This window comes from Mariluticola halotolerans, assembly GCF_021611515.1.
Lineage (GTDB): Bacteria > Pseudomonadota > Alphaproteobacteria > Rhizobiales > Devosiaceae > Mariluticola > Mariluticola halotolerans.
In genome coordinates, this window is sequence record NZ_CP090960.1 from 2163640 (window position 1) to 2187544 (window position 23905).

General features: G+C 60.0%; 22 protein-coding genes and 1 riboswitch. Of the genes, 7 read left to right on the forward strand and 15 right to left on the reverse strand.

Annotated features, from left to right (window positions below):
- The first annotated feature begins 2 nt into the window (after positions 1–2).
- Both L1P08_RS10335 and L1P08_RS10340 read left to right on the forward strand, forming a co-directional pair.
- Positions 3–1427 carry a sulfatase-like hydrolase/transferase gene (locus L1P08_RS10335; protein WP_303616939.1) on the forward strand — a complete coding sequence of 475 codons (1425 nt, stop codon included), beginning with the start codon at positions 3–5 and terminating at the stop codon, positions 1425–1427.
- A 27-nt stretch (positions 1428–1454) separates the two neighbouring features.
- On the forward strand, positions 1455–2588 hold the full coding sequence (locus L1P08_RS10340) for an ABC transporter ATP-binding protein (RefSeq protein ID WP_303616940.1): 1134 nt from the start codon (positions 1455–1457) through the stop codon (positions 2586–2588).
- 66 nt (positions 2589–2654) lie between these two features.
- On the opposite strand, the gene L1P08_RS10345 is transcribed toward L1P08_RS10340, so the two are convergent.
- The 5 genes from L1P08_RS10345 to L1P08_RS10365 form a co-directional block, all read right to left on the reverse strand.
- The gene (locus tag L1P08_RS10345) at positions 2655–3587 is read right to left on the reverse strand and encodes a formylglycine-generating enzyme family protein (protein WP_303616941.1); all 933 of its coding nucleotides are present in this window, start codon (positions 3585–3587) and stop codon (positions 2655–2657) included.
- Positions 3588–3792: 205 nt separating this feature from the next.
- Entirely contained in the window at positions 3793–5067 is a 1275-nt protein-coding gene (locus tag L1P08_RS10350; RefSeq protein WP_303616942.1) for a TRAP transporter large permease, read from the reverse strand.
- Positions 5064–5540: a TRAP transporter small permease gene (locus L1P08_RS10355; protein ID WP_303616943.1), complete on the reverse strand. Its 477-nt coding sequence runs from the start codon at positions 5538–5540 to the stop codon at positions 5064–5066. The genes L1P08_RS10350 and L1P08_RS10355 overlap by 4 nt, the downstream gene beginning before the upstream one ends.
- A 55-nt stretch (positions 5541–5595) precedes the next feature.
- Positions 5596–6558 (reverse strand): sialic acid TRAP transporter substrate-binding protein SiaP, encoded by a 963-nt coding sequence (locus tag L1P08_RS10360; protein ID WP_303616944.1) that lies wholly within the window; start codon positions 6556–6558, stop codon positions 5596–5598.
- 52 nt (positions 6559–6610) lie between these two features.
- Positions 6611–7342 (reverse strand): FadR/GntR family transcriptional regulator, encoded by a 732-nt coding sequence (locus tag L1P08_RS10365; RefSeq protein ID WP_303616945.1) that lies wholly within the window; start codon positions 7340–7342, stop codon positions 6611–6613.
- A 156-nt stretch (positions 7343–7498) separates the two neighbouring features.
- Here L1P08_RS10365 and L1P08_RS10370 point away from each other — a divergent pair, with 156 nt between their 5' ends.
- The 3 genes from L1P08_RS10370 (at position 7499) to L1P08_RS10380 (ending at position 10433) form a co-directional block, all read left to right on the forward strand.
- Positions 7499–8398, forward strand: a complete 900-nt coding sequence (locus L1P08_RS10370; RefSeq protein ID WP_303616946.1) for a dihydrodipicolinate synthase family protein — start codon at positions 7499–7501, stop codon at positions 8396–8398.
- A gap of 234 nt (positions 8399–8632) precedes the next feature.
- A complete protein-coding gene (locus L1P08_RS10375; RefSeq protein ID WP_303616947.1) occupies positions 8633–9439 on the forward strand; it encodes an SDR family oxidoreductase in 807 nt (268 codons plus the stop codon).
- Between the two features lie 7 nt (positions 9440–9446).
- Positions 9447–10433 carry a Gfo/Idh/MocA family protein gene (locus tag L1P08_RS10380; RefSeq protein WP_303616948.1) on the forward strand — a complete coding sequence of 329 codons (987 nt, stop codon included), beginning with the start codon at positions 9447–9449 and terminating at the stop codon, positions 10431–10433.
- Between the two features lie 74 nt (positions 10434–10507).
- Here L1P08_RS10380 and L1P08_RS10385 read toward each other — a convergent pair whose 3' ends face one another.
- The 6 genes from L1P08_RS10385 to L1P08_RS10410 form a co-directional block, all read right to left on the reverse strand.
- The gene (locus tag L1P08_RS10385) at positions 10508–11191 is read right to left on the reverse strand and encodes an energy-coupling factor ABC transporter permease (protein ID WP_303616949.1); all 684 of its coding nucleotides are present in this window, start codon (positions 11189–11191) and stop codon (positions 10508–10510) included.
- Positions 11192–11246: 55 nt separating this feature from the next.
- Positions 11247–11461, reverse strand: a riboswitch (cobalamin riboswitch).
- Between the two features lie 63 nt (positions 11462–11524).
- Positions 11525–12367: a metal ABC transporter permease gene (locus L1P08_RS10390; RefSeq protein ID WP_303616950.1), complete on the reverse strand. Its 843-nt coding sequence runs from the start codon at positions 12365–12367 to the stop codon at positions 11525–11527.
- Positions 12364–13221: an iron/manganese ABC transporter permease subunit SitC gene (sitC, locus tag L1P08_RS10395; protein ID WP_303616951.1), complete on the reverse strand. Its 858-nt coding sequence runs from the start codon at positions 13219–13221 to the stop codon at positions 12364–12366. The genes L1P08_RS10390 and sitC overlap by 4 nt, the downstream gene beginning before the upstream one ends.
- Positions 13218–14129: a manganese/iron ABC transporter ATP-binding protein gene (locus L1P08_RS10400; RefSeq protein WP_438268403.1), complete on the reverse strand. Its 912-nt coding sequence runs from the start codon at positions 14127–14129 to the stop codon at positions 13218–13220. Before L1P08_RS10400 ends, sitC begins: the two co-directional genes overlap by 4 nt.
- Entirely contained in the window at positions 14126–15022 is an 897-nt protein-coding gene (locus L1P08_RS10405; protein WP_438268404.1) for a metal ABC transporter substrate-binding protein, read from the reverse strand. The genes L1P08_RS10400 and L1P08_RS10405 overlap by 4 nt, the downstream gene beginning before the upstream one ends.
- Before the next feature lie 846 nt (positions 15023–15868).
- Positions 15869–17491: an ABC-F family ATP-binding cassette domain-containing protein gene (locus tag L1P08_RS10410; protein WP_303616952.1), complete on the reverse strand. Its 1623-nt coding sequence runs from the start codon at positions 17489–17491 to the stop codon at positions 15869–15871.
- 320 nt (positions 17492–17811) lie between these two features.
- Here L1P08_RS10410 and L1P08_RS10415 point away from each other — a divergent pair, with 320 nt between their 5' ends.
- Both L1P08_RS10415 and L1P08_RS10420 read left to right on the forward strand, forming a co-directional pair.
- A complete protein-coding gene (locus L1P08_RS10415; protein WP_303616953.1) occupies positions 17812–18402 on the forward strand; it encodes a TetR/AcrR family transcriptional regulator in 591 nt (196 codons plus the stop codon).
- 56 nt (positions 18403–18458) lie between these two features.
- Positions 18459–19436, forward strand: coding sequence for a zinc-binding dehydrogenase (locus L1P08_RS10420; RefSeq protein ID WP_303616954.1), 978 nt, complete (start codon positions 18459–18461; stop codon positions 19434–19436).
- A 46-nt stretch (positions 19437–19482) separates the two neighbouring features.
- Here the strand turns inward: L1P08_RS10420 and L1P08_RS10425 are convergent, their stop codons facing one another.
- From L1P08_RS10425 to L1P08_RS10440, 4 genes are all read right to left on the reverse strand, one after another.
- Positions 19483–19896, reverse strand: a complete 414-nt coding sequence (locus L1P08_RS10425) for a MerR family transcriptional regulator (RefSeq protein ID WP_303616955.1) — start codon at positions 19894–19896, stop codon at positions 19483–19485.
- Positions 19897–19927: 31 nt separating this feature from the next.
- Positions 19928–22096, reverse strand: coding sequence for a heavy metal translocating P-type ATPase (locus L1P08_RS10430; protein ID WP_303616956.1), 2169 nt, complete (start codon positions 22094–22096; stop codon positions 19928–19930).
- 150 nt (positions 22097–22246) lie between these two features.
- Positions 22247–22876: a helix-turn-helix domain-containing protein gene (locus tag L1P08_RS16425; protein ID WP_438268405.1), complete on the reverse strand. Its 630-nt coding sequence runs from the start codon at positions 22874–22876 to the stop codon at positions 22247–22249.
- 200 nt (positions 22877–23076) lie between these two features.
- A complete protein-coding gene (locus tag L1P08_RS10440; RefSeq protein WP_303616957.1) occupies positions 23077–23799 on the reverse strand; it encodes a hypothetical protein in 723 nt (240 codons plus the stop codon).
- Between the last annotated feature and the right edge of the window lie 106 nt (positions 23800–23905).

The following is a 23905-nucleotide window of genomic DNA, read 5'->3' on the forward strand; positions in this document are numbered from 1 at the left end:
AAATGAGCAAGCGCCCCAACATCCTTTTTCTGCTTTCAGATCAGCACGCGTTCCGCGCTCTGGGCGATGTCGCCGGGAGCGCGGTGCAAACGCCCAATTTGCTGAAACTGGCGGCAGAGGGGGTGCGGTTCGACAATGCCTATTGCCAGAACCCGCTATGCGTGCCCAGCCGCGCCAGCCTTTTGACCGGCAAGCACGGGCGCACGACCGGTATTTATGACAATCAACACATTCTGCCCGCCAATGCGCCAACGCTGGCGCGCAGCTTTTCCGAGAACGGCTATCGCACCGCGCTGATCGGGAAATCCCATTTCAATGGCGAGCAGTTTCAGGGTTTCCAGCAACGTCCCTATGGCGATTTTTACGGGCAGGCGCATCAGCCGGATCCGCGCCGGCATGCCAATGAAAGCGGGCTGGGCGATATTTTGAAAGATGCGGGACCATCGGGCATTCCCCTTGCGATGACGCAAACGGAGATTTGCGTGGCCGAGGCGACCAAATGGCTGCAAGGGTGGACCGCCCAGCCGGATGCGCCCTTCTTTCTGGCTGTCCAGTTCGACAAGCCGCATTTCCCGATCAACCCGCCGGCCGAATATTACGACCGGTTTGCGGGCAGGATTGATCTGCCGGTTCACGACAAGAACTGGCTAAAGAGCGCCCCCGCCTTTGTGCAGGCCGCCATGGCCCGCAGCGGCACCGCCCACCATAGCGGTGACACGGATGTGAGCCTGCGGGCGCTTGCCGCCTATTTCGGCTGTGTTGAATGGGTCGACGACGCGGTTGGCCGCCTGCTGGCGGTGCTCGATTATCTTGACTTAAGCGGCGACACGATCGTTGTTTATGCCTCGGATCATGGCGAGATGGCCGCCCAGCGCGGCATGTGGCAGAAAACCGTTTTCTATGAAGACAGCGCCCGCGTGCCGCTGATCATGCGCTGGCCGGGCCAGGCTGAGCCGGGCCTCCGGAGCAATGCCGCCGTGGGACTGATTGACCTCTACCCGACATTATGCGCGGCCGCCGGCATTACCCCGCCTGACGATCTGGAGGGGATCGACATCTCTCCCGCGCTCACCGGCAAACCTCTTGCCCGGCGCGACCTGTTTTGTGAGAGCGTCGTGCTGCATCAGCCCGAACATGCGGGATGCATGCTGCGGCGGGATCAGTGGAAATACGCGCTTTACCTCGATGGCACTGAAGAGCTTTACGACCTCAGCGCGGATCCGGACGAATGGAACGATTTGTCCGGTGATCCAGCGACCGAGGCCTTGCGCGATGATTTCCGCGCGGCTGTGCGCCAGTTCTGGCAACCGGAAGCGTTTCCGGCGCGCTATGCGGCTACGCCGCGCATGCCGCAGGAAAAGCACTTCTACCCCTATTCCAATCAGTTTCTGACCGGTGACGGCAGGATGTTTGATGCGCGTCCCTGAGACGTCCAGACCAAAAGGAAAAAAACGATGGCGGGCCTAACGCTCAAAAACGTGCGCAAAAGCTATGGTGCGGTTGAAATCATCAAGGGCATCGACCTTGAGGTGAAGGATGGCGAGTTCATCGTCTTCGTGGGCCCATCAGGGTGTGGCAAGTCCACATTGCTGCGGATGATTGCGGGACTGGAAGAAATCTCGGATGGCGAATTGCGGATCGGCGATACGCTTTGCAACGACATCCCCGCCAAGGCCCGCGGCATTGCGATGGTGTTTCAGTCCTATGCGCTTTACCCGCATAAATCTGTGCGCGAGAACATGAGCTTCGGGTTGAAGATCGCCCGCAGGCCGAAGGAAGAGATCGCGCAAAAGGTTCAGGAAGCGGCCGAGATCCTGCATATCGAACACCTGCTCGACCGGCGCCCCTCGCAATTGTCCGGTGGCCAGCGTCAGCGGGTTGCCATTGGCCGCGCCATTGTGCGTGACCCGGAAGTCTTTTTGTTCGACGAGCCGCTGTCCAATCTCGATGCGGCGCTGCGCGTTCACATGCGCATGGAACTGGCCAAGCTGCATGCCGATCTTGGCACGACCATGGCCTATGTGACCCATGACCAGATCGAGGCGATGACCCTGGCCGACCGGATCGTTGTGCTGGAGGCCGGGGTTGCCCGGCAGGTTGGCACCCCGCTCGAACTCTACCATCTGCCCGACAATGTGTTTGTCGCCGGCTTTATCGGCTCACCCAAGATGAACCTGCTGGACGCTCATATTACGGCCTTGACCGATAATACCGTGACGGTGGATGCGGCGGGTCTGGGGCCGGTCACGGTGCCGGTGCGCCCCCATGCGGACAGCAAGGTTGGCGACGCGGCGACCTTTGGCGTGCGGCCCGAGCACATTTTGAGCAGTGACAAGGCAGAGAGCTTTTTATGCAAGGTCGAGGTGGCCGAAAATATCGGGGACCACGCCATGCTGCGCCTTAACGCGCCGGAAGGTGCCGTGCTGATGGCGGCGGCCAGCGCGGACCGGCTGTGGCGGGCCGGCGACGATTACCAGATCGGCTTTGAGGAAGCGTCGCTGCATCTGTTCGACCAGAATGGCAATGCCTTTGAACGGACACGCCGTCCCAGCGTTCTCGCGCAAGTGACCGCGTCCGAAAAGCACTGACTTTGAGCACTTGCGGCGGCAAAGCGGATGCGTTTTTTGTATTTGCCTTGCCGCCGGTTCCGCGCATCAGCCATCATAAGCGATGCGGAACCCGTTATTGCTTGCCGATGAATCAGCTGTGAGCGCCGTGCGTGCGGCAATGCGGTAGCGGTAGCAATAGGATTTGTGGCACAGAAACGAGCCGCCTTTGCACACTTTCTCATTGCCCGCCCGCGCCTCGGCATTGCGCCTTTTCGCCGCCCGGGACAGTGAGCGCACGCGGAAAGCATCGGCCGTCCATTCCCACACATTGCCGGCCATCCCGTAAAGCCCGGCCCCATTGGGCGCGAAAGCTGTAACGGGACTGGTACCGAAATAGCCATCGGTCATTGTGTTGGTATGGGGGAAATTGCCCTGCCAGATATTGCATAGGGGCTGCGTGTCATCGGGCTCGGTGTCGCCCCATGGAAAGCGCGGATCATCAAGCCCGCCGCGCGCGGCGTGCTCCCATTCAGCTTCGCTGGGCAGCCGCCCGCCGCACCATTGGGCAAAGGCGCGCGCGTCGGCAAAGGAGACGTGCACCACCGGATGATCAAGGCGATCCGCGATCGCACTGCCCGGTCCCTCGGGCGCGGCCCAGAACGCCCCATCGCCCTTGACCCACCAGGGGGTCGCCGTCTCTGAGGGGGGTGGCGGATCCTGCATCAGGCCCCTGAAAACCGCCGACCAGCCAAACCGTTCCGCTTCTGTAATATAGCCCGTTTCTGCCACGAAAGCGGCGAAACGCGCATTGGTCACCGGCTGGATTTCCAGCGCGAAAGCCTTCAGGGTCACCACCCGGCGCGGCCCCTCGCCATCAGCGGCAATTTGCGGATTATCCGTGCCGACAAAAGTGCGGGTTGCGGCAAAATACGCCCGCTCAGGCGCGCCGGTTGTCTCATAACCGGCCATATCCACGCGCGCATCGGCACCGGCTTGATGCGCGGCAATTGTGCGCCGCGAAGGCGTGCAGCAACTCAAGAAAATTCCTCCCGTAAGACACCGCGCCCTCACCCCCAAAACGTGCGACGGCACCATGTTTTCAGGATCGCCGATCCATAGCGCCGGATCAATGGACAAGTGCTCAAAAAAGCCCGTTGCCCAAATCAAGGGGTGCCCAATGCCGGGCGACAGACCGGCCGAGAGGTCAATCAGTCGCCCGTTTTTTTCGGGATCGCACGCCGGGTCAGTTCATCAGGGATGGCAGACCGGTGGAGAGAATCGGGAAGACGCAGACCAGGATCAGGACAATGATCGGCGGGATCAGCCAGGGCAGCACATCCACCGCCAGTTTCTGGAAGGGAATATTGCCGACCTGGGAGACGATGAACAGGGCCATGCCCATGGGCGGTGTCTGGATCGAAATCATCAGGTTGAGCACAACGATAATGCCGAAATGCACCGGATCAATGCCAAAGCCCATGGCCAGCGGCACCAGAATTGGCACCACGATCAAAAGGATCACCAGGGATTCAATGAAAGCCCCAAGCACAAAGATCATCAGGTTGACCGCGATCAGGAAGCTGATCGGACCATCGGCAATCGTGAGAAACATTTGCGCAATCTGCTGGGGTGCCTGTTCACGGGCCAGAACCCAGCCCAGCAGCCCGACACCGGCGATGATCGTGGCGATGCCGGAGGTGGTGACGACCGTGCCGTAAATGGCATCCCACAGGCGACGGATTGTCAGTTCCCGATAGAAGAGCAGATCAATCATGATCGCATAGAGCACGGTGATGGCGGCGGCTTCCGTTGGGGAAAAATAGCCCGAGAAAATGCCGCCCACGATAACAACGGGGGTCAGGAGTGCGGGCAGGGATTTGATGAATAGTTTGAAGATCTGGCGCGGTGACTGGACCGGGTCGCGCGGATAATTGCGGCGCTTGGCAACGATATAGACCATGATCATCAAAGCGCCGGCGCACATGACGCCGGGGATGACCCCGCCCAGAAACAGCTTGCCGATCGAGGTATTGGCGATGACCCCGTAAAGCACCATGGTGATGGAGGGGGGAATAAGGGGGCCGATCATCGAGGAGGTTGCGGTGATGGGACCGGAGAAATCATCATCATAGCCGGCCTCACGCATGGCCTCGATTTCCATCTTGCCCAAGCCGCCCGCATCGGCCATGGCCGAACCGGACATGCCGGAGAAAAACAGCGACGCCATGACATTCACATGGCCAAGCCCGCCGGTAATATGGCCGACAAGCGCCCGGGCAAAACCAAAAAGCTGTTTGGTAATGCCGGCCGAATTGAGAATTTCGGCGGTGAGGATGAACAGTGGCACGGCCAGCAGGGGAAAGCTGTTGAGCGAATCCACCATGCGCTGGGTGGCAAAACTCAACCCCAGGCCCGACCAGTAGGAATAGGCCATCGAGACGAAAATCATTGCCAGCCCGATGGGGACATTAAGCAGGACGAGAAACAGCCAGCCCAGAACAACTGCCAGAAGAATCATGGTTTGGCCTCCGGCTCAATGTCGGCATTGCGGAGCGTTGCGACAAGGCGGCGTATGATGCGGTGAACGATAAGAACAAAGGCCACCAGCGCGGAGGCGTAAAGCAGGGCATCGGTTGTCGGCAGGGAGACCGATTCATTGTTCCAGGTGCGCAGGACGGATTTATAGGCGATCCAGACCAGGTGGCAGGCAATGCCGAGATAAACCAGATCGAAGAATATGTTCAGGCCGCGCTGAAAACCTTGCGGGAGAATTGCCGTCAAAAGCCCCATGCGCAAATGGCTCTGATTGCGCTCCACCGCACCGATGCCGATCAAGGCCATCCAGACCCATAGCCAGCGGGCCGTCTCCTCAGTCCACACCACGCCCACAAAAAGCCCGGTCCGCCCGAAGACCTGCAGCAGGACAACGGCAAACAGGGCGATGAAAAGCACACAGCCAATACTGGCTTCAAGGGCGTAATTCTTGAACAAATCGGATCCCCCCGGAGATGGTGGCGGGGCCGGTTCCGGCCCCGCCAGTCAGAACTTATTCGCCGCGAACCCGCGCGATGACACCTTCACCGAATTCGGCTTCCAGTTCGTCATAATAGGGTTTCATGGCAGCCCGGAAGGGAGCGGTATCGGGCTCTGTGATGGTCAGGCCCCGTTCCTTGAAGGTCGAGATCAGATCGGCCTCGGCCTTGAAAGTCAGCCCGTCAGTGACATCGCCGCCATGCTTGGTGGCGGTCTCGAGCCAGCCTTTTTCCTCATCGCTGAGCGAATCCCAGACATCATTGCCGATCTTGATCGAGGCGGAGCTGATGAAATGGTTTGTCAGCGCGATATAATCCTGCACTTCGTAGAATTTCATCGCCTCGATTGTGGGCAGCGGGTTCTCTTCGCCATCGACCTGATTGGTCTGCAGCGCGAGATAGACTTCCTGGAAGGCCACCGGCGCGGGCACGGCGCCGACATTTTCCGCATAGGCAATCAGGAAGGGCACGTTGGGGGTGCGCAGGCGCAGGCCCTTCATGTCCTCAATGGAATTGATGGCGCGGTTGGCCGTGGTCTGGCGCGTGCCCTGATACCAGACATCAAGCGAGGTCAGCCCCTGCTCTTTCATCTTTTCGGCCATTTCCTGGCCCCATGGGCCGGCAACGATTTCCTCGAGATGCTCGAAGCTGTCAACGACATAGGGGGCGCCGACCAGTTTCAGCTCGGGAATGGTGTAGGACATGTCAGGATAGCCGGTGACAACCATGTCCAGCTCGCCTGCCTGCACCTGCGCCACCATGGCCTTGAAATCACCCAGGGTCGCGGAGGGGAAAATCTTGAGCTTGAATTCACCATCGGAGAGCTCTTCAAGCTTCTCGGAAATGGCGGACACACCCATAAAGGTTGTCGAGACCTCATTGTCCTGCAGGCCAATGGTCAGCTCCCGGGCCTGAACGGCCCCCGTCATCAGCGCCAGGGTGGCAACACCCACCAGCAGTTTGGCATGAATAGTCATAGAATTTTCCTCCGGTTCTTCGTTTGGCTTTGGTTTGCTTCTTTGATGAAGTTCAGGAGACAGTGTGCGCGTCCGGCTCGGCCACAAGCGATCTGGGAGCCTTGAGGCGCGAACGATAAGAGCGCTCCAAATGCTGGTCCATGACCTCTGTGGCGGCGGCGGCATCACCATCCAAAATTGCCTGGTATATGCGTCGGTGTTCGTCATAGGACCGGCGGTCATGCGCCGCCCGGTCCGGGGCAACAGGGCGCTGGGAGAGCAGTTCCGAGACAAACATGTCGTGCAGTGTCAACAGAACCGGGTTGGCAACTACCGAGACGAGAATCCGGTGAAATGCATGATCTGTTTCCGAGAATGCATCGGTGCCGATGGCCTGATAGTTCCGCTCCAGCGCCGTTTGCAGCTGCTTGATCTGTATATTGTTGGCCCGCCGCGCGGCCTGGCGGACAGCGCCGGTCTCGATAAACTGGCGCATCTGCTCAAGATGGGCGCTGCTCTCGTCATCGCCGAGGGTCTCGCGGATGTGATTGCCCGCTCCCCGCAGAATGCCCGCAAGGGAAGGCCTTGCAGCCCGGGGGCGCTTGCCTGCACCCAGAACGGCAAATCCGCGCATCTGCAATTGGGCCAGCGCTTCGCGCACGGTTGGCCTTGAGGCCTCGAACCGTTCACACAATTCCCGCTCTGTGGGCAGCGGCGCGTCATCGTGTATCACTCCGCCCCGGATTTCCTCAATCAGGGCATCAGCAATCACATCAGAAGCGCGCTTCTGCTTTCCGTCACTCATCATAGGGTCCTTTCAAAGGCCTGAAATGCGTGGGCGTGTTACCAAACTGCGCATTTTTGTATTACCATGTGTTTTTGATTGTCAACTCAAAACTTTTGTCTTAAACCAACCGACCAGAGCAAACACTGCCCCATTGGCAGGCAAAAGGGATTTAGCATGAAAGAGCCATTTTCAGGAATGTATGCAGCGCTGATGAGCGCAATGGATGACGCGGGCAATCTGGACCTGAACCGGCAGCGCGACCTGACAGACTATGTGCTCAAGCAGGGGCTGCGGGGATTATATGTTGGCGGCAGCAGCGGCGAATCCGGCCTGCTGGAAACGGCGGCCCTTTTGGAGCAGCAAGGCGTGGTTGCTGAATGTGCACGGGGCACGGACCACAAGCTGATCGCCCATGTCGGCGTGCCGGCGCTGGCCGATTCCATTACCCTTGCAAAAAGCGCCAAAAAGAACGGCTATGATGCCCTTTCGGCCTTGCCGCCCCATTCCTACCCGTTCTCTGACGCGGAAATTTACGGCTATTATCAAGAGCTTGCCGCGGCCACGGACTTACCCTTGATCGTTTACGAGATACCGTTCCGCACGGGCCGCCCATTGCCGCTCGACCTGCTTGTGCGCATCCTCGACCTGCCCAATGTCGCGGGGATCAAGTTCACCTCCAACGATTTGTTCAAGCTCTCGCAATTGCGCCGCCGGCGCCCGGAAAAACTGTACTTTTTCGGCTCCGACGAGATCTTTCTCGGCGCGGCATCGCTCGGGGCAGATGGCGGCATCGGCACCACATATAATCTGTTCGGCAAGCTTTACGCGGCGCTGTTTGCCGCCGTGACAGCCAAGGATCTGGCCAGGGCGCAGCCCTTGCAGACGATCTCCCAGGAATATGTTGAAATTCTCATGGAGACCGGCGTGCTGCCCGGCATGAAAGCCTCGTTCCGGCTGCTCGGCATTGAATGTGGCCCCACCCGTGCGCCGATGGCCGCCAAGGTGCCGGATGTCGAGGCGCGCCTTAAACCCTTCCTTGCACGCGACGACGTCAAGCCATGGCTCTCTGTCTGATCCGGCGGCTTTAACGGCGCATTTGCGCCGCCAAAGCGCCCCCGGCCCAGGCAATATGAGACCCCGAAAGCGCCCGGCAGCCTTCCGATGCCGGGCGTTTTTGCATCTGCGGCACGGCTTGGCGGCGCAAATGCGTGATGGGCTCTTTTCAATACCGTGATTTACGGCTATCGCATGTAAGGGTTACAAAAATTTTTCTTTTGTCATACCAAATGAATTCTGGAGAATGAGACGATGACCGATCTCCCTGACCTGTTCCGTCTTGATGGCAAAACCGCGCTGGTGACCGGAGGCGCAAGCTTTCTTGGTTTTGACATTGCATCGGCGCTGGCCGAGGCGGGCTGCGCTGTTTGTGTAACATCACGGGATCTGGCGAAAGCCGAGGCGGCGGCCGCCCGGCTGGCGGCGGCCCATGGCGTCAAAACCATTGGCCTTTCCCTCGATGTCCGCGACGATGCCTCGATCGCGCGCATGGCTGATCAGGCGGCGGCAGCGCTCGGGGGCATCGATATCCTGGTCAATAATTCCGGCGGCGGTGCGGGCAAAAGCCTCTCGGTGCTGACCGCCCGCGATATCGCCGATATCCGCGATGTCATCGACACCAATCTGACCGGCACTATTCTTGTGACCCGCTGCGTGGTGCCCGGCATGATTGCGCGTGGCACCGGCAAAATCATCAATCTGGGATCAATCGCCGGACTGGTGGGGCGGGACCGCCGCATTTATGAAGGCGCGGGCATGAAGGGACAGCCGGTCGATTATGCCGCCGCCAAGGCGGGCATTATCGGGCTGACGCGCGATCTGGCGGGCTGGCTGTCGCCTCAGGGCATTAATGTCAACACGATCTCGCCGGGCGGTTTTGGTCCGCGCGACCTGCCGGCGGATTTCGTTGCCGGCTATGGCGACAAGACACCGCTTGGGCGCATGGGGCGCGACGGCATGGACATCAAGGGCGCGGCCCTGTTTCTCGCATCGGCAGCATCGGATTATGTCACCGGGCATAATCTTGTGGTCGATGGTGGTTTCTCGAACTGGAAATGACACGGCAATGAAGACAATCGGACTGGTTGGCCTTGGCTCTATCGGCCGGCGGCATGCGCGCCTCCTCTCGGAACGGGACGACATTGCGTTACACGTAATGGATCTCTCACCGGCGGAAATCGAGCTGGCGCGCTCTGAATGTGCCGGCCGGATTGCCGGCACGCATGGCACGCTTGAAGACTTGCTGGCGACCGGGCTTGATGCGGTGGTGATTGCCACCCCGCACCATTTGCATGTGGCGCAGGCCCGTGCAGCTTTGGCGGCGGGTTGTCATGTCCTTTGCGAAAAGCCGGTCAGCCATTCCCCCGAAGAGGCGCGGGTGCTGGCCGCCGATCCTAACCGGGCAGGCAAAATCCTCAGCTTCGGGTTTCATTTGCATTTTCATCCGGCGCTGCGGCGGCTCAAGCAGATTATTGATACAAAGGCGTTGGGTGAACTGGTTCATCTCAGTTGCCATGTCGGTTCCTATCAGACGCTGGAATTCTCCCGGTCGCGCTACCAAAAGGACATGTTTGGGGCCCTTCTGCTCGACTATGTGCATCAGCCGGACCTGATGTTCTGGCTGTCGGGGCAAAAGCCGCTCTCGGTCTATGCAACGGGCGCGCGCGGGGGCCACAAGGCGCTCTCTTCAGACCCGGACCTGATTTCGATGCTTTACAGTTTCGGCGGCAATTTTTCAGCCCATGTGCACCAGAACTATCTCGAACATCCCGAGGTGCATCGCTATCACGCCGTGTTTTCGGGCGGATCGGTCCTGATCGATCTGCTGGCGGGCACCTTGCAGCTGCATGATGGCAGCGCCGTTGTCGATGAAGGTTTCAAGGTGGATCGCGATGCCGTCTACCGGGACGAGCATCAGGCATTTTTCGATGCCATTGCCGGCAAGCGCAATGCGGAAAGCCCGATTGAGGAGGCTGGCATTTCGCAGGAAGCCCAGGCGGCGGCATTGAGATCGCTTTTAAGCGGCCTGCCCGAAACAATCCCTGCCATTTAAGCGGGGCGCGGTTTATGCCGCCCGGCCCCAAAAGCATTTCCCCGACGCGATGCGCCGGGGAAAAGTTGTTTTGATCAGATGGCTGGCTGAAAGAGCCGTTTGTGGAACAGGCCGGTGCCGGAGAACCGGTGCAGGGCCTTGGCTCCGGCGAGCACACCGAGATCGACCAAAGGCTCAAGAATGATGACCGTCATATAGGCGGCACCGAATGTGGCGACATTGGCCAGATTTTCCGCGCCGAACCCGTGTCCGTAAAGCGCCCAGAAGCCGACCCAGACCACAATGCCACCCTGATAGGACGTCGAGAGAGCAAACGCCTGCGCATAGGTGACGTCCTTATAGGCGGTTGCTGCCGGGATGATGCGCTTGGCCAGAAGGCTCATGGCATAAAGCGGCACGATCAACGTGGTGACATTCATGCCGTATTGCGGCAGGTCGAAGGGCGCAAACAGCAGGCCCTGGGCCAGAAGCCCGATGGCCAGCCCCAGCATTGCCGGTCCGGCCCCGAAAATCAGGAACAGGGTCGAGCCGAGAATCAGATGCACTTCGGAGACCCCGACCGCGTGATGGGGGAAAATCTCGAAGAAGCAGAATACCAGGGCCGATGTGAAAATCGTGCGGATGACAAGGCCGGACAATCCACCATCCTGACGGATTGCGTCCTTGGCAAGCTTGCCCGCAAGGCCGATTGCCGCCGCGCCTGTTGCGTAGCTGAGGATGATTTTGGCGCCGTCGACGACGCCGGGTTCGATATGCATTTTCAGTTCCTTTGCTGCACCCATCGTGCATTGCGACCAGCGTCAGGCGCTGGTCCGGTTCAGACACGTTCGGGCAGGTCTCCTGACTCACGCTTCACCGCCTCATTCCGCCTTCCCAGGCGCGTGCCCAGTGGCTTTTTTGGAACAGGCTCAGCGTTCACAGTTGCGAGGGCAGTCACGGATCGGGCCCCTGTTGGGTCGTCCCTACCGTGTTCCCTTTTAATCCCACAGGCCTTTTGCCGGTGTGGAACCCGAACAGGTTGACGCTAACGCCCCTTGGACGCCAACGCAACTTGAATACATGAATGGGTGCACGGATTGCCGCGGTTGTGGTCAGGTGCCGGCCCGGCGCGCCTCGACCCGCTGCTGGGCAATGCCTTGATAGACAAAGACCACGATGAACGTGCCCGACATCAAAAGGACGATGGTGGGAGCGGGGGCGCTGTCGAGGAAGAAACTGAGATAGACCCCGGCCAGCGCGGCTGCTACCGCGACGACGACGGAAACCACCAGCATGCGCCCGAAGGAACGGGTGATCAGGAAAGCGATGGCGCCGGGGGCGATCAGCAAGGCGATCGCCAGAATGATCCCGACTGCCTTCAAGGCCCCTACAATGGTCAGGGACAGGATGGCCAGCAGCCCGTAATGCAGCCACCCGACCGGCAGGCCGATGGCTTGCGCCTGAGCGGGGTCAAACGCATGCAGCAGCAGGTCGCGCCATTTAAAGATGATCAGACCAGTGACGACCAAAGCGATGAGACCCGTCTCGATAATATCGGGACCCCCAATGCCCAGCATGTCACCGAACAGGATATGGTCGAGGTGAATATCGGTCTGGATGGCGACATAGAGCACCAGCCCCAGCCCGAACATGCCGGAAAAAACCACGCCCATCACCGTATCCTGCTTGATGCGGCTGTTCTGGGTGAGAAATCCGGTTGAGACCGCGCAGATCATGCCGGCAGCGAATGCGCCGATGCCAAGGGGAATACCCGCGATATAGGCGAGCACAATGCCCGGCAAGACCGCATGGGACACCGCGTCCCCCATCAGGGACCAGCCCTTGAGCACCAGAAATCCCGAGAGGAGAGCTGCGGGCACAGCGACCAGTGCCGAGATGACAAGCGCGTTGCGCATAAACTCGAACTGGAAGGGCAAAAGGAGCGTGTCGATCATTGGCCTGTCTCCAATGCTTTCGCCGCCCGGCGGCGCGCGGCGAGCATGCCGTGCTTGGGGGCGAAGAAGAAGGCGACAAGAAAGATCAGGGTTTGCAATACAACGATGATGCCGCCGGTCGCGCCATCAAGAAAATAGCTGATATAGGCCCCGAAAAAGCAGGTCAGCGTGCCGATGGTAACACTGATGACCAGAAGGCGCGGAAACCGGTCGGTCAGCAGATAGGCCGTCGCGCCCGGGGTCACCACCATGGCGATCACCAGAAACGCGCCAACCGTTTGCAATGCGGCAACCGTGCAGGCGCTGAGCAGGGTGAAGAACATGATCTTGAGCAGGGTGGGGTGAAGGCCGATGGAGCGGGCGTGGTTCTCGTCAAAGAAGGTGACCATCAAATCCTTCCATTTGAGCAAAAGGACCGCCAGCGAGACGAAACCGATAATCGCCAATTGCATGATGTCATCGGGCGAAATGGCGAGAATATTGCCCAAAACGATAGTCTGGATATTGACCGAGGTTGGCGCGAGGGAGACCATGAACAGGCCCAGCCCGAAAAACGAGGTGAAGATCAGCCCGATTATGGTGTCTTCCTTCAAACGGGTGCGCTGGTTGAGAAACAGCATGGCCCCGGCCGCAAGGCCGCCGGAGAGAAAGGCCCCAAGGGAAAACGGCAGGCCCAGCATATAGGCCCCGGCAACACCGGGCACGATGGCATGGCTGAGCGCGTCACCAATCAGCGACCAGCCCTTGAGCATGAGATAGGCGGAGAGAAAGGCGCACACAGCGCCAACCAGCGCGCTGACCCACATGGCATTGAGCATATATTGATAGGTGAACGGCTCGATGAGGACGCTCATTTGGGCTCGCCCGCTTTGGTCTTGCCCGCTTTGGTCTTGCCCGCGTCATAGACAACAAAGGGCCGCTCGTCATCGGTGAGAACCGTGACCTTGCGGTGATCGTCATCGTCATGCAGATCGGTGCCGCCGAGCACAAAATGGCGCAGCACGCCGCCAAAGGTTTTTTCCAGATTGTCGTGGGTGAAGATTTCCGCGGTCGGGCCATAGGCGAGAACCGTGTTCTTGACCAGAACCGTGCGGTCGCAGAATTCGGGCACGCTCCCCAGATTATGGGTGGAGACCAGCATGACCCGGCCTTCGTCCCGCAAGGCTTTCAGCAAGATTATGATGGCTTCTTCGGTCTTGACGTCAACGCCGGTGAACGGTTCGTCGAGCAGGATCACCTGCCCGTTTTGCGCCAGCGCCCGGGCGAGAAAAACCCGCTTGCGCTGGCCGCCGGACAATTCACCGATCTGGCGTTTGCGAAAGCTCGACATGCCGACGCGTTCCAGCGCTTCATCAACGGCATGGCGGTCCGCGTCGCGCGGCATGCGCAGCATGTTCATGTGGCCATAACGGCCCATCATCACCACATCCTCAACGAGAACGGGAAAGCTCCAGTCCACCTCCTCGGCTTGCGGCACATAGGCGACAATGCTTTTTTTCAAGGCTTCGGGCACGCTCATGCCCAGCACCGAAATCGAGCCTTTCGCGGTGCGCACAAAGCCCATAATGGCCTTGAACAGGGTCGACTTGCCCGAGCCGTTGACGCCGACAAGCGCTGTAATTGTACCTGTCGGCGTTTCAAAACTGGCGTCGCGCAGCGCGGTGTGCCCATTGCGGTAGGTGACCGTCACGTCATGCACGGCAATCCCCGCGCCTGCGTTTTCAGGCTTTGTGTTCAAAGGCCTGAGGTTGGATGAAGTCACTGGGTGAGCCCTTTCACGATGGTATCCGATGTCACCCGCAGCAGGTCGATATAGGTTGGCACGGGGCCATCAGCCTCGCTGAGTGAATCCACATAGAGCATGCCGCCATATCTTGCGCCAGTCTCACGGGCGACCTGTTCAGCGGGGGCCGCGGGCACTGTGCTTTCACTGAATACCACGCCGATATTTTCCGCACGCACCGTGTCGATGACCTTGCGGACCTGGCTCGGTGTGCCCTGCTGGTCGGCATTGATGGGCCAGAGGTAAAGTTCCTTCAAACCGAAATCACGGGCGAGATAGCTGAACGCGCCTTCGCTTGTGACCAGCCAGCGCTTGCCCTCGGGAATGGCGCGGGCAGCGTCGCGCAACGGGGCCACAGCGGCGGTCACTTCCGCCTTGTAGGCTTCAGCATTGGCCCGGTAGGTCTCGGCATTCTCCGGATCATAGGTGATGAACCCATCGCGGATATTGTCGATATAGATGAGGGCTGAATCGAGCGACATCCAGGCATGGGGATTGGGCTTGCCGGTATAGGGCCCCTCGGCAATGCCCATTGGTTCAATGCCGTCGGAGACGGTGACGCTGGGGAGATCGCGCAGGTTGCGGAAGAATTTCTCGAACCAGAGTTCGAGATTGAGGCCATTCCAGAAGATCAGATCCGCGCCCTGTGCCCGCACCAGATCGCCCGGTGTCGGTTGATAGTTATGGATCTCGGCACCCGGCTTGGTGATCGATTCAACGATGGCGGCATCGCCGGCCACATTGCGCGCCATATCAGCGATGACAGTGAAAGTGGTCACGGCCTTGAATTTTTCTTTCGCCAAGGCGGAGCCGGCCCCCAGCATCAGGCTTAAGCCCAGCACAGCGGCCATGATCGTATTTCGAGGGTGCATTGCATGAGCCTTAATTGCGAATGATTTGCAAGTAATAGTCGTTCACATCTGCAATTGCAAGCCATTTGCAACAATACGGCAAACGGGGAAATGTTCCATTGTCGGAATCTCTCGGTCGTCATTGCGAGGCGCGTAGCGCCGTGGCAATCCAGAGCGACAAGCACTGATGTTCGCGGCTCTGGATTGCCGCGCGCCTTTGGCGCTCGCAATGACGATGGTAAGGCGCGCCAAGGAAACGACCATCCCCCACCTTCTCCCTCGGGCTTGACCCGAGGGCCCATGACCCGCCATCCACACCGGCAGAGGGCGGGACAAGCCTCCGACCCCACGCCCACCTGAAGCGCAGCCATATCGCATGGGTACTCGGGTCAAGCCCGAGTATGACGATTGGGGGGATAGGGCTATCGGGGGCATATGATAGTTTGCAAATTGCCCGCCCCATTCTGGATTGCCGCGCGCATCGGAGCATGCCGCATGCTCTCTTCTCCCTCCCCCTTGTGGGGAGGGATCAAGGGTGGGGGTCGGCCCGAAGGGCCAAACAAAGAGTCTTTGGGCTGTCGGCAAATACGGCGCGGGCCGCTCCACCCCACCCGACCCGGCTTTGCCGGGCCACCCTCCCCATCAAGGGGAGGGAAAGGGGGCATGCCGCCCTTCGTCATTGCGAGCGCCAAAGGCGCGCGGCAATCCAGAAGCCGCGGAAATCGGTGCTTGCGGCTCTGGATCGCCACGGCGCTACGCGCCTCGCGATGACGAGGAATGTTTCCAGCAAAACGGGAACGGCGTCAGAAGGATCAGCGACCCGTCCTGACCCAAAGCCCTTCTCCAAAAGGCCTTCACGGCCAAATCTCAGCTATGCAGGCCGGGGGCTTCCTGGCCGGTGCTTTCGACATATTCGGTATAGCCGCCGCCATAGACATGCACACCGTCCGCCGTCAGTTCGAGCACCCGGTTGGAGAGGGCACCGAGGAAATGGCGGTCATGGGAGACGAACAGCATGGTGCCCTCATATTGCTGGAGCGCTGCAATCAGCATTTCCTTGGTGGCAATATCAAGGTGGTTGGTCGGCTCGTCGAGGACGAGAAAATTGGGGGGATCGAACAACAGGCCGGCCATGACCAGACGCGCCTTCTCCCCGCCTGAAAGCACCCGGCATTTCTTTTCAATGTCATCGCCCGAAAAACCGAAACAGCCGGCGAGCGCGCGCAAGGGCGGCTGGCCTGCCTGCGGGAAAGATTGCTCGAGCCACTGGAAGACCGTTAGGTCGCCATCGAGCAGATCCATGGCGTGCTGGGCGAAATACCCCAGCTTGACGCTGGGCCCGCGCTTGACCGTGCCGCTATCGGGTTCGGCCGCGCCCGTGATCAGTTTGAGCAAAGTGGATTTGCCCGCGCCATTAACCCCCATGACGCACCAGCGCTCGCGGCGGCGCACCTGAAAATCGAGGCCTTCATAAATGGTGCGGCTACCATAGCTTTTATGGACATCTTTTAGGATCGCCACATCCTCGCCGGAACGGGGGGCGGGGCGGAATTCGAAATTGACCACCTGCCGGCGCTTCGGGGGTTCGACCTTGTCGATCTTGTCGAGTTTTTTCACCCGGCTTTGCACCTGGGCGGCATGGGAAGCGCGCGCCTTGAAGCGTTCGATAAAGGCGATTTCCTTGGCCAGCATCGCCTGCTGCCGGTCGAACTGCGCCTGCATCTGCTTGTCCGCGAGGGCACGCTGGGCGGTATAGAATTCATAATCGCCGGTATAGCTGGTCAGCGACCCGGCATCGATCTCGATGATCTTGTTGACGATACGGTTCATGAACTCGCGGTCATGCGAGGTCATCAGGATGGTGCCGTCATAGTTCTTCAAAAAATCCTCAAGCCAGATCAGGCTTTCAAGATCGAGATGGTTGCTCGGCTCATCGAGCAGCAGCGCGCTGGGACGCTTCAACAGGATCTGCGCCAAAGCAACGCGCATTTTCCAGCCACCGGACAATTTGCCGACATCGCCATCCATCATCTCGTCACTAAAGCCGAGACCGGACAGGACTTCGCGGGCGCGGCTATCAAGGGCATAGCCGTCCAGCTCCTCGAACTTGGCCTGCACCTCGCCATAGCGCTCGATGATCGCGTCCATTTCATCAGCGCGGTCTGGGTCACCCATCGCCGCTTCCAGCTCGCGCATCTCCGCCATCAAGGCCGCCACCGGGCCGACGCCGTCCATCACTTCGGTCACGACACTGCGCCCGGACATCTCGCCCACATCCTGGGAGAAATAGCCAATGGTGGTGCCCCGATCGACAGAGACCTGCCCTTCATCGGGGGCTTCCTCGCCGGTGATCATGCGAAACAGCGTCGTCTTGCCCGCACCATTGGGGCCGACAAGGCCCACCCGTTCGCCCTTGTTCAGCGCGGCGGACGCCTCGATGAAGACAATCTGCTTGCCGTTTTGCTTGCCAATGCTTTCGAGACGAATCATGGAGAAAGGAGACCTGAGACTTGCGGCCGCCATTGCGCTGGCGGGCCATGAGAAAAACAAGCCGCATAAAGCATTGTCGGCCATGCGGCGCAAGCGGGGGCGGGATGAAAGTCAGGGCGATTGGTTTGGGCTGAGTGCGCGCGGCCAGACAGAAACACCAATCCGCCCGGTCGACTTACCCGCCACCCTGACGCCCATACCAGCGCCATATGACAAAAGACCTGCCCCAATCGTCTTGAAACCCGGCCTCGCGTCTCACGTTTCCGTGACCCCCCACAAATTTAATAGACGACCGGTCTATTTTTTCCTATATGCCGGTCATGGCACATGCAAAGAAATCAGACCTGACCCGCAAACGCATTCTTGATGCCGGGCGCGAACTTATGCTGACCGGCGGCTTTGGCGGGGCGGGGCTGAAGGCATTGCTGGAGCAGGCAGAGGTGCCGAAAGGCTCATTCTACCATTATTTCGCTTCGAAAGAGGCGTTCGGCTGCGCTGTGCTGGAGGACTATGTCGCCGCCTATCTGGCGCGCTTTGGCGCTCTTCTGGCCCAGCCCACCAGCGGGGCGGACCGGTTGATGCATTTCTGGTCGGCCTGGCTGGATGACCCGGATGCCGGGGCGATTGCCGACCGGTGCCTTGTGGTCCGGCTCGGTGCCGAGATCTCCGATCTGTCTGATGACATGCGCCTGATCATGAACGCGGGCATTGCCCGTCTGGTCGATCTGATTGGGCAATTGCTTGAAGAGGGCATTGCCGACGGCTCCATCCGACCGCAATCCGACATACCGGCCACCGCCAGCGTGCTTTACGGCCAGTTTCTGGGGGCGGCGATCCTTGCCAAACTCTCCCGCGACAAGACCCCGCTGCATAATGCCCTGGCGGATACGAAAGCGCGGCTGCTGCCCTGACGGCACACCCCGCACCCCCCCTATCACCGCACAAACCACCCAAAAGGAATTTTTCCATGCGTACTGCATTTCACAAGACATTCGGCGAAGCCGCCGAGGTTCTCGAACTTGGCGACAGCCCCAAGCCAAATCCCGGCGCGGGTGAAGCGCTTGTCAAAATGATCCTGTCCCCGATCCACAATCACGACCTTTGGACCATTCGCGGCAATTATGGCTACAAGCCGGAACTGCCCGCCATTGGCGGCAGCGAAGCGCTGGGTATTGTCGCAGCGGTTGGTGCAGACGTTGACGAGAACCTGATCGGCAAGCGCGTGGCCGTTGCCGGTGTGCATGGCACATGGGCTGAATATTTCACCGCCCCGGCGGCAAGCATTCTGCCCCTGCCCGAGGAGATTTCTAATGAACTGGGCGCGCAGCTGATCGCCATGCCGTTCAGCGCCATTTCCCTGCTCGAATATCTCAACGTCAAGGACGGTGACTGGGTGATCCAGACCGCCGCCAATGGCGCGGTGGGCAAGATTTTTGCCGCATTGGCCAAGGCCCGTGGCGTCCATACGCTCAATCTTGTGCGCCGGGCAGAAGCTGTGGCCGAGCTGGAGGCCATGGGTATTGAAAACGTGCTGTCGACTGGGGTTGAAGGCTGGCAGGACAAGGCCCGCGCCTTGCTTGGAGCCGCTGGTGCCCGTGCGGCAATCGATTCTGTTGGCGGGCCGCTGGCGACCGATCTGGGCGATTTGCTGGGCAATGAAGGCACGCTGGTGATCTTTGGCACGGCAACCGGTGCGCCGCTGGAACTCAGTTCAGGTGCCCTGATCATGAAACACCTGACCGTTAAAGGGTTCTGGGGTTCAAAAGTCAGCGCCGAAATGGCCCCCGCCGAGCGGGCGCGCCTGATTGGCGAACTGGTGACGCTGGCGGTCAAGGGCGAACTGACGCTTGATGTGGGTGGGGTCTATGATCTCGGCCAGACCAGGGAAGCAATGACCGCTGCCCTGACACCGGGCCGGGCCGGCAAGATCATGCTGCGCCCGTAAGCGCTGCTTAAGTGATGAGAGAGGGCGGGATTTATCCCGCCCTTTTTTAATGCTCGGTTTCGCACAAATCGTGATTGGCCAGCGCCCGGATGACATAGCAATCGCGCACCTGATCGCCGTGGCAATGGCTGGTGATCCGTTCCAGCTCATGTTCGAGCCGTTTGAGATTTTCAATTCTGGCCCGCACCGCGATCAGCTGTTCGGCAGCAATCCGGTCGGCCTCGTGGCAGGGGCGTTCGGGATGGGCGCTGAGATCCAGCAATTCGCGGATCGCCTCAATCTTCAACCCCAGATCGCGGGCATGCTTGATAAACGACAGCCGCTCCCGCTCATGGCTGCCATAACGGCGCTGATTGCCCTCGGAACGTTCAGTTGGTGCAATCAGGCCCATCTGCTCATAATAGCGGATGGTGGGCACTTTCACCCCGGTGCGGCGGGACAGGTCTCCGATCGATAACATGATGGCTCTCCATATCTCCAGTGACTAGAGGTTAGCGCTGCACGCCTGTCTGTGGCAAGCCGCGCCAGGCCAGCAGGCGCATGGCATTGGCGGTGACCAGAACGGTCGCGCCGGTATCGGCGAGGATGGCGGGCCAGAGGCCGGTAATGCCCAATATGGTGGTGACCAGAAACACACCCTTCAACCCCAGGGCAATGGTGATGTTCTGCCAGATATTGGTCATGGTCGCCCGCGACAGGGAGACCATGCCAGCGACATCCATCACCCGCCCATGCAAAACGGCGGCATCGGCGGTCTCCAGCGCCACGTCCGTGCCCCCGCCCATGGCAATGCCGACATCTGCCGTGGCCAGCGCCGGGGCGTCATTGATCCCGTCGCCGATCTTGGCAACGATGGCTCCCGACTGGCGCAATTCAGAGACAATGCGCTGCTTGTCCTCGGGCAGCAATTCAGCCCGTGCTTCCATGCCAAGGCTTGCCGCAATCGCGTCGGCGGTGCGCTGGTTGTCACCGGTCAGCATGACGCTGGAAATACCGAGAGCCGTCAGTGCCTTGATGCCGGCAATCGCATCGTCACGGGGTTCATCCCGCATGGCGATCATGCCGGCCAGCTGCCCATTGGCGATTAGCACCGAGACGGTTTTGCCCGAAGCGTTCAGCGCTTCGATCTCGGCCTTTACCGCGTCGGAAAGCGCCACCTGTTTTTCCGCCGCTTGCGGCGCGCCGAGAAACAATTCGGTATCACCGGAGGTGCCGCTGACGCCCGCGCCGCCAATGGCGCGGCCATTCTCGACACTGGCCGGGGTGATGCCCTCTCTTTCAGCCTCAGCCAGAATGGCTTTGGCCAGCGGATGCGATGATTCAGCTTCCAGATCAGCGGCCCATTGCAACACCGCCGCCGCGCTCTGGCCAATGCCGGTAATGTCGGTGACTTTCGGCTTGCCCTCGGTCAGGGTGCCGGTCTTGTCGAAGGCGGCCCTGGTGACCTTGCCGAGCGTTTCCAGCACCGCGCCGCCCTTCATCAGCATGCCCCGCCTTGCCCCTGCCGACAGGCTGGCAGCAATCGCCGCCGGCGTGGAAATAACCAGGGCGCAGGGGCAGCCGATCAACAACACGGCGAGGCCCTTATAGATCCATTCATCCCAGACCCCGCCCATCATGAGCGGCGGCACAAGGGCGACAAGTGCTGCAACCACCATGACGCCGGGCGTGTAATATTTCGAGAAGCGGTCGATAAAGCGTTCGGTTGGCGCCTTGGTTTCCTGCGCCTCTTCCACCAGCGAGATGATGCGGGAAATGGTATTGTCTTTTGCCAATGCGGAGACCTGAACCCTAATGGCCGCATTCTGGTTGATGGTGCCGGCAAAAACATTATCGCCTTGCTGTTTGGTTTTGGGCACGGATTCGCCGGTCATCGGCGATTCGTCGATCGCGGTTTCACCGGTCAGGATTGTGCCATCGGCGGGAATACGGTCGCCGGGCCGCACCAGAATGATCGCGTCCACGCCAAGACTTGCCGCCGCCACTTCAACGGTTTTGCCGTTCTGTTCAAGCAGGGCTGTTTTCGGGACGAGGCTGGCGAGTGCCTTGATGCTGGCGCGGGCGCGGCCCGAGGCGATATTTTCGAGCAGTTCACCCACAAGAAACAGGAACACCACAACCGCGGCTTCCTCGCTCGCGCCGATCAGAACCGCGCCGATCGCGGCAACGCTCATTAATGTTTCGATGGTGAAGGGCATGCCGTTTATCGCAGCCATCATCGCCCGCCGGGCAATCGGGATCAGGCCAACGGCCATGGCGGCTAAAAAAATCCAGGTCGCCGCGTCGGGATAGAACCGGGCGATGACAAAGGCCAGCCCCAGCGCCAGACCGCAGGCAATCGTCAGGCGCGCCTTGGCGCTTCCCCAGAAAGCCCCCTCTTCAGCACCATGTTCGTGCCCGTGCAAACCGGCGGTCACCGGCGCGCTGGCGGCGGGTTCGTCTTGACGCGAAATGCCATAGCCGAGACTTTTGACCTTTTTGCCCAGACCATCAAGATCGGTCTGGTCATTATGGTCGACCACCATGGTCCCGGCGGTGACCGAGACATTGACATCGTGCACACCGGGCGCGCGGCGCACCACTTTATCCACCTTGGTGGCACATCCGGCACAATCCATACCTTCAATGCGGAAACGGGTTTTCTGGTTGATTTCGGTCATGCGGCGTCTTTCTGAAACGTTCTGGCGCACCCCATAAGTAATTGCTCTAGTCACTAGAGGTACAAGGGGTGTGTTTCAGAAAATTTGCGCACGGACGAACGACACCCGCATCCGGAGACCGGATACGGGCTGGAGGTCGTTTCGTTGTATTCAGTCGATTGCCGGTTTCTGCGTGGCCCGGCGCCAGTAATTGCGCAGCTTGTTGCGAATGGTGCGAATGGAGATGCCAAGGGTTTTCGCCGCATGGGTGCGATTGCCCTGACAATGGCGCAGGGTCTGCAATATCAGGAGACGCTCGACATCTTCCACCGATTGCCCCACCAGCGTGCGCACCGCCATGCCTGCCGTGTGCGGCGCCAGAAAGCGGGTGCCGGCAGAAAGATGGCAGATCACATGATCGAGCAAACGCTCGTCGCTGGCGGTCACCACCAGCACACCGGATTCGGGGCCCTTTTCCTGAAAAGTGAACAGGCCGCTTTCGGGATCGATCATGATCACGGCATCGTCGCCGATCAAAAGTTGCGGGGTCTGCGGTTCGGCATCGATCACAAAGGGCAGCTTGTCCTCGGGATAGGCCCGATCGGCGAACAGGGTTTGCAGTTCGGCCAGCAAGCCATCGAGCCGCGCCAGTTGCAGATTATTGTCCAGCACAGGCGGCGTTTGCCGCCGGCCAAAAGTCCGGCTGCGTGCGGGGTCATTGGCCGCACGTCCGGGCTTGGCAATACCGGCACGTCCGGCTCTCAATCCATAGGACCCGAACAGCGTGGCACTCCCGCTCATTTCAGCCCCCACGCCCGCAGATATGCAGCTTGCACGGCGACAGGATACGCTATGAATTCCGGCATGCTGACGTCTCCTTGTCGTTGGTTGCGCAAAAGTGATTTTCAGACACGGATTGTTTCTCAGAACGCACGGCGGCACCGGGAGTTAGGGAACGGTGCCGCCGCACGATTGGAGGGTGCTGCCTCCGTTTCAGGCGCTTAAGGGATCGGGATCACCGGAACAGCAAGGCCGACATTGGCGGTGAAGTTGTTGGCAACCGCCGTCGCCTTCGAGCTGACGACCGGGGCAGGCAAGAGACCGAGACCGATAAAGCCGGTATTCAGTACGCCCGAGACATCCGAGGTCGCAGTTGCCGCGATCAGTGCGGACTGCTCGTTATTGCCGATAGCCAGCGCGTTTTGCGGATCCAGATAGGCCACATCAACCGACAGGCTGTTGCCCACGGCCGTGGCCGCACTGTCAACGCTTGCATTGACGATGGTTGTTGCCGTCGAATCGGCATTGATCAACGCTGCCGTTACCGGGTCGAGACCGGTCAGGGTCTGCAGCGAATCGTACTGGATTGAGACATCTGCCGTCAGCGAGGCGCTGTTGCCCATGGCCTGCCCGCCAACTTCAACGATCGCCAGGTCGGCTGCCGGGAATGGCAGGATTGCCGCCAGGTCAGGCGTCATGACAATGTCGGTAGCAATGCCGCTCGCGCTGACATCACCGAGCGCTGACTGAAGGTTTTCAGCCTGATTGATCCCGGTTGGGACAAGGATCGTGTCGGCCACAACACTGGTATCGACAGCACTGGTGACGGTCGCCGTCCAGTCCCACTGAACCGAGTCAAAGGCTTGTGCCGAAGCCCCAAGGGCGATTGACAGAGCCATGGCACTCGACCCGGTCACCAGAAGTTTGAATAGTTCACGCGTCATTGGTTTTTCCTCAATTTGAGCCCTCAATAATGTCCCTGCCGGATTGGCAGTACCTGGCCCCCAATGGCAGGACCCTAGGCAGCGGCTGAAGCGGCTGGCAGGCACG

Coding starts and splice junctions, on each gene's coding strand:
- L1P08_RS10335 (WP_303616939.1), top strand. CDS start 3: ATGAGCAAGCGCCCCAACATCCTTTTTCTGCTTTCAGATCAGCACGCG.
- L1P08_RS10340 (WP_303616940.1), top strand. CDS start 1,455: ATGGCGGGCCTAACGCTCAAAAACGTGCGCAAAAGCTATGGTGCGGTT.
- L1P08_RS10350 (WP_303616942.1), bottom strand. CDS start 5,067: ATGATTCTTCTGGCAGTTGTTCTGGGCTGGCTGTTTCTCGTCCTGCTT.
- L1P08_RS10360 (WP_303616944.1), bottom strand. CDS start 6,558: ATGACTATTCATGCCAAACTGCTGGTGGGTGTTGCCACCCTGGCGCTG.
- L1P08_RS10365 (WP_303616945.1), bottom strand. CDS start 7,342: ATGAGTGACGGAAAGCAGAAGCGCGCTTCTGATGTGATTGCTGATGCC.
- L1P08_RS10370 (WP_303616946.1), top strand. CDS start 7,499: ATGAAAGAGCCATTTTCAGGAATGTATGCAGCGCTGATGAGCGCAATG.
- L1P08_RS10375 (WP_303616947.1), top strand. CDS start 8,633: ATGACCGATCTCCCTGACCTGTTCCGTCTTGATGGCAAAACCGCGCTG.
- L1P08_RS10380 (WP_303616948.1), top strand. CDS start 9,447: ATGAAGACAATCGGACTGGTTGGCCTTGGCTCTATCGGCCGGCGGCAT.
- L1P08_RS10385 (WP_303616949.1), bottom strand. CDS start 11,191: ATGCATATCGAACCCGGCGTCGTCGACGGCGCCAAAATCATCCTCAGC.
- L1P08_RS10390 (WP_303616950.1), bottom strand. CDS start 12,367: ATGATCGACACGCTCCTTTTGCCCTTCCAGTTCGAGTTTATGCGCAAC.
- sitC (WP_303616951.1), bottom strand. CDS start 13,221: ATGAGCGTCCTCATCGAGCCGTTCACCTATCAATATATGCTCAATGCC.
- L1P08_RS10405 (WP_438268404.1), bottom strand. CDS start 15,022: ATGCACCCTCGAAATACGATCATGGCCGCTGTGCTGGGCTTAAGCCTG.
- L1P08_RS10410 (WP_303616952.1), bottom strand. CDS start 17,491: ATGATTCGTCTCGAAAGCATTGGCAAGCAAAACGGCAAGCAGATTGTC.
- L1P08_RS10415 (WP_303616953.1), top strand. CDS start 17,812: ATGGCACATGCAAAGAAATCAGACCTGACCCGCAAACGCATTCTTGAT.
- L1P08_RS10420 (WP_303616954.1), top strand. CDS start 18,459: ATGCGTACTGCATTTCACAAGACATTCGGCGAAGCCGCCGAGGTTCTC.
- L1P08_RS10425 (WP_303616955.1), bottom strand. CDS start 19,896: ATGTTATCGATCGGAGACCTGTCCCGCCGCACCGGGGTGAAAGTGCCC.
- L1P08_RS10430 (WP_303616956.1), bottom strand. CDS start 22,096: ATGACCGAAATCAACCAGAAAACCCGTTTCCGCATTGAAGGTATGGAT.
- L1P08_RS16425 (WP_438268405.1), bottom strand. CDS start 22,876: ATGAGCGGGAGTGCCACGCTGTTCGGGTCCTATGGATTGAGAGCCGGA.
- L1P08_RS10440 (WP_303616957.1), bottom strand. CDS start 23,799: ATGACGCGTGAACTATTCAAACTTCTGGTGACCGGGTCGAGTGCCATG.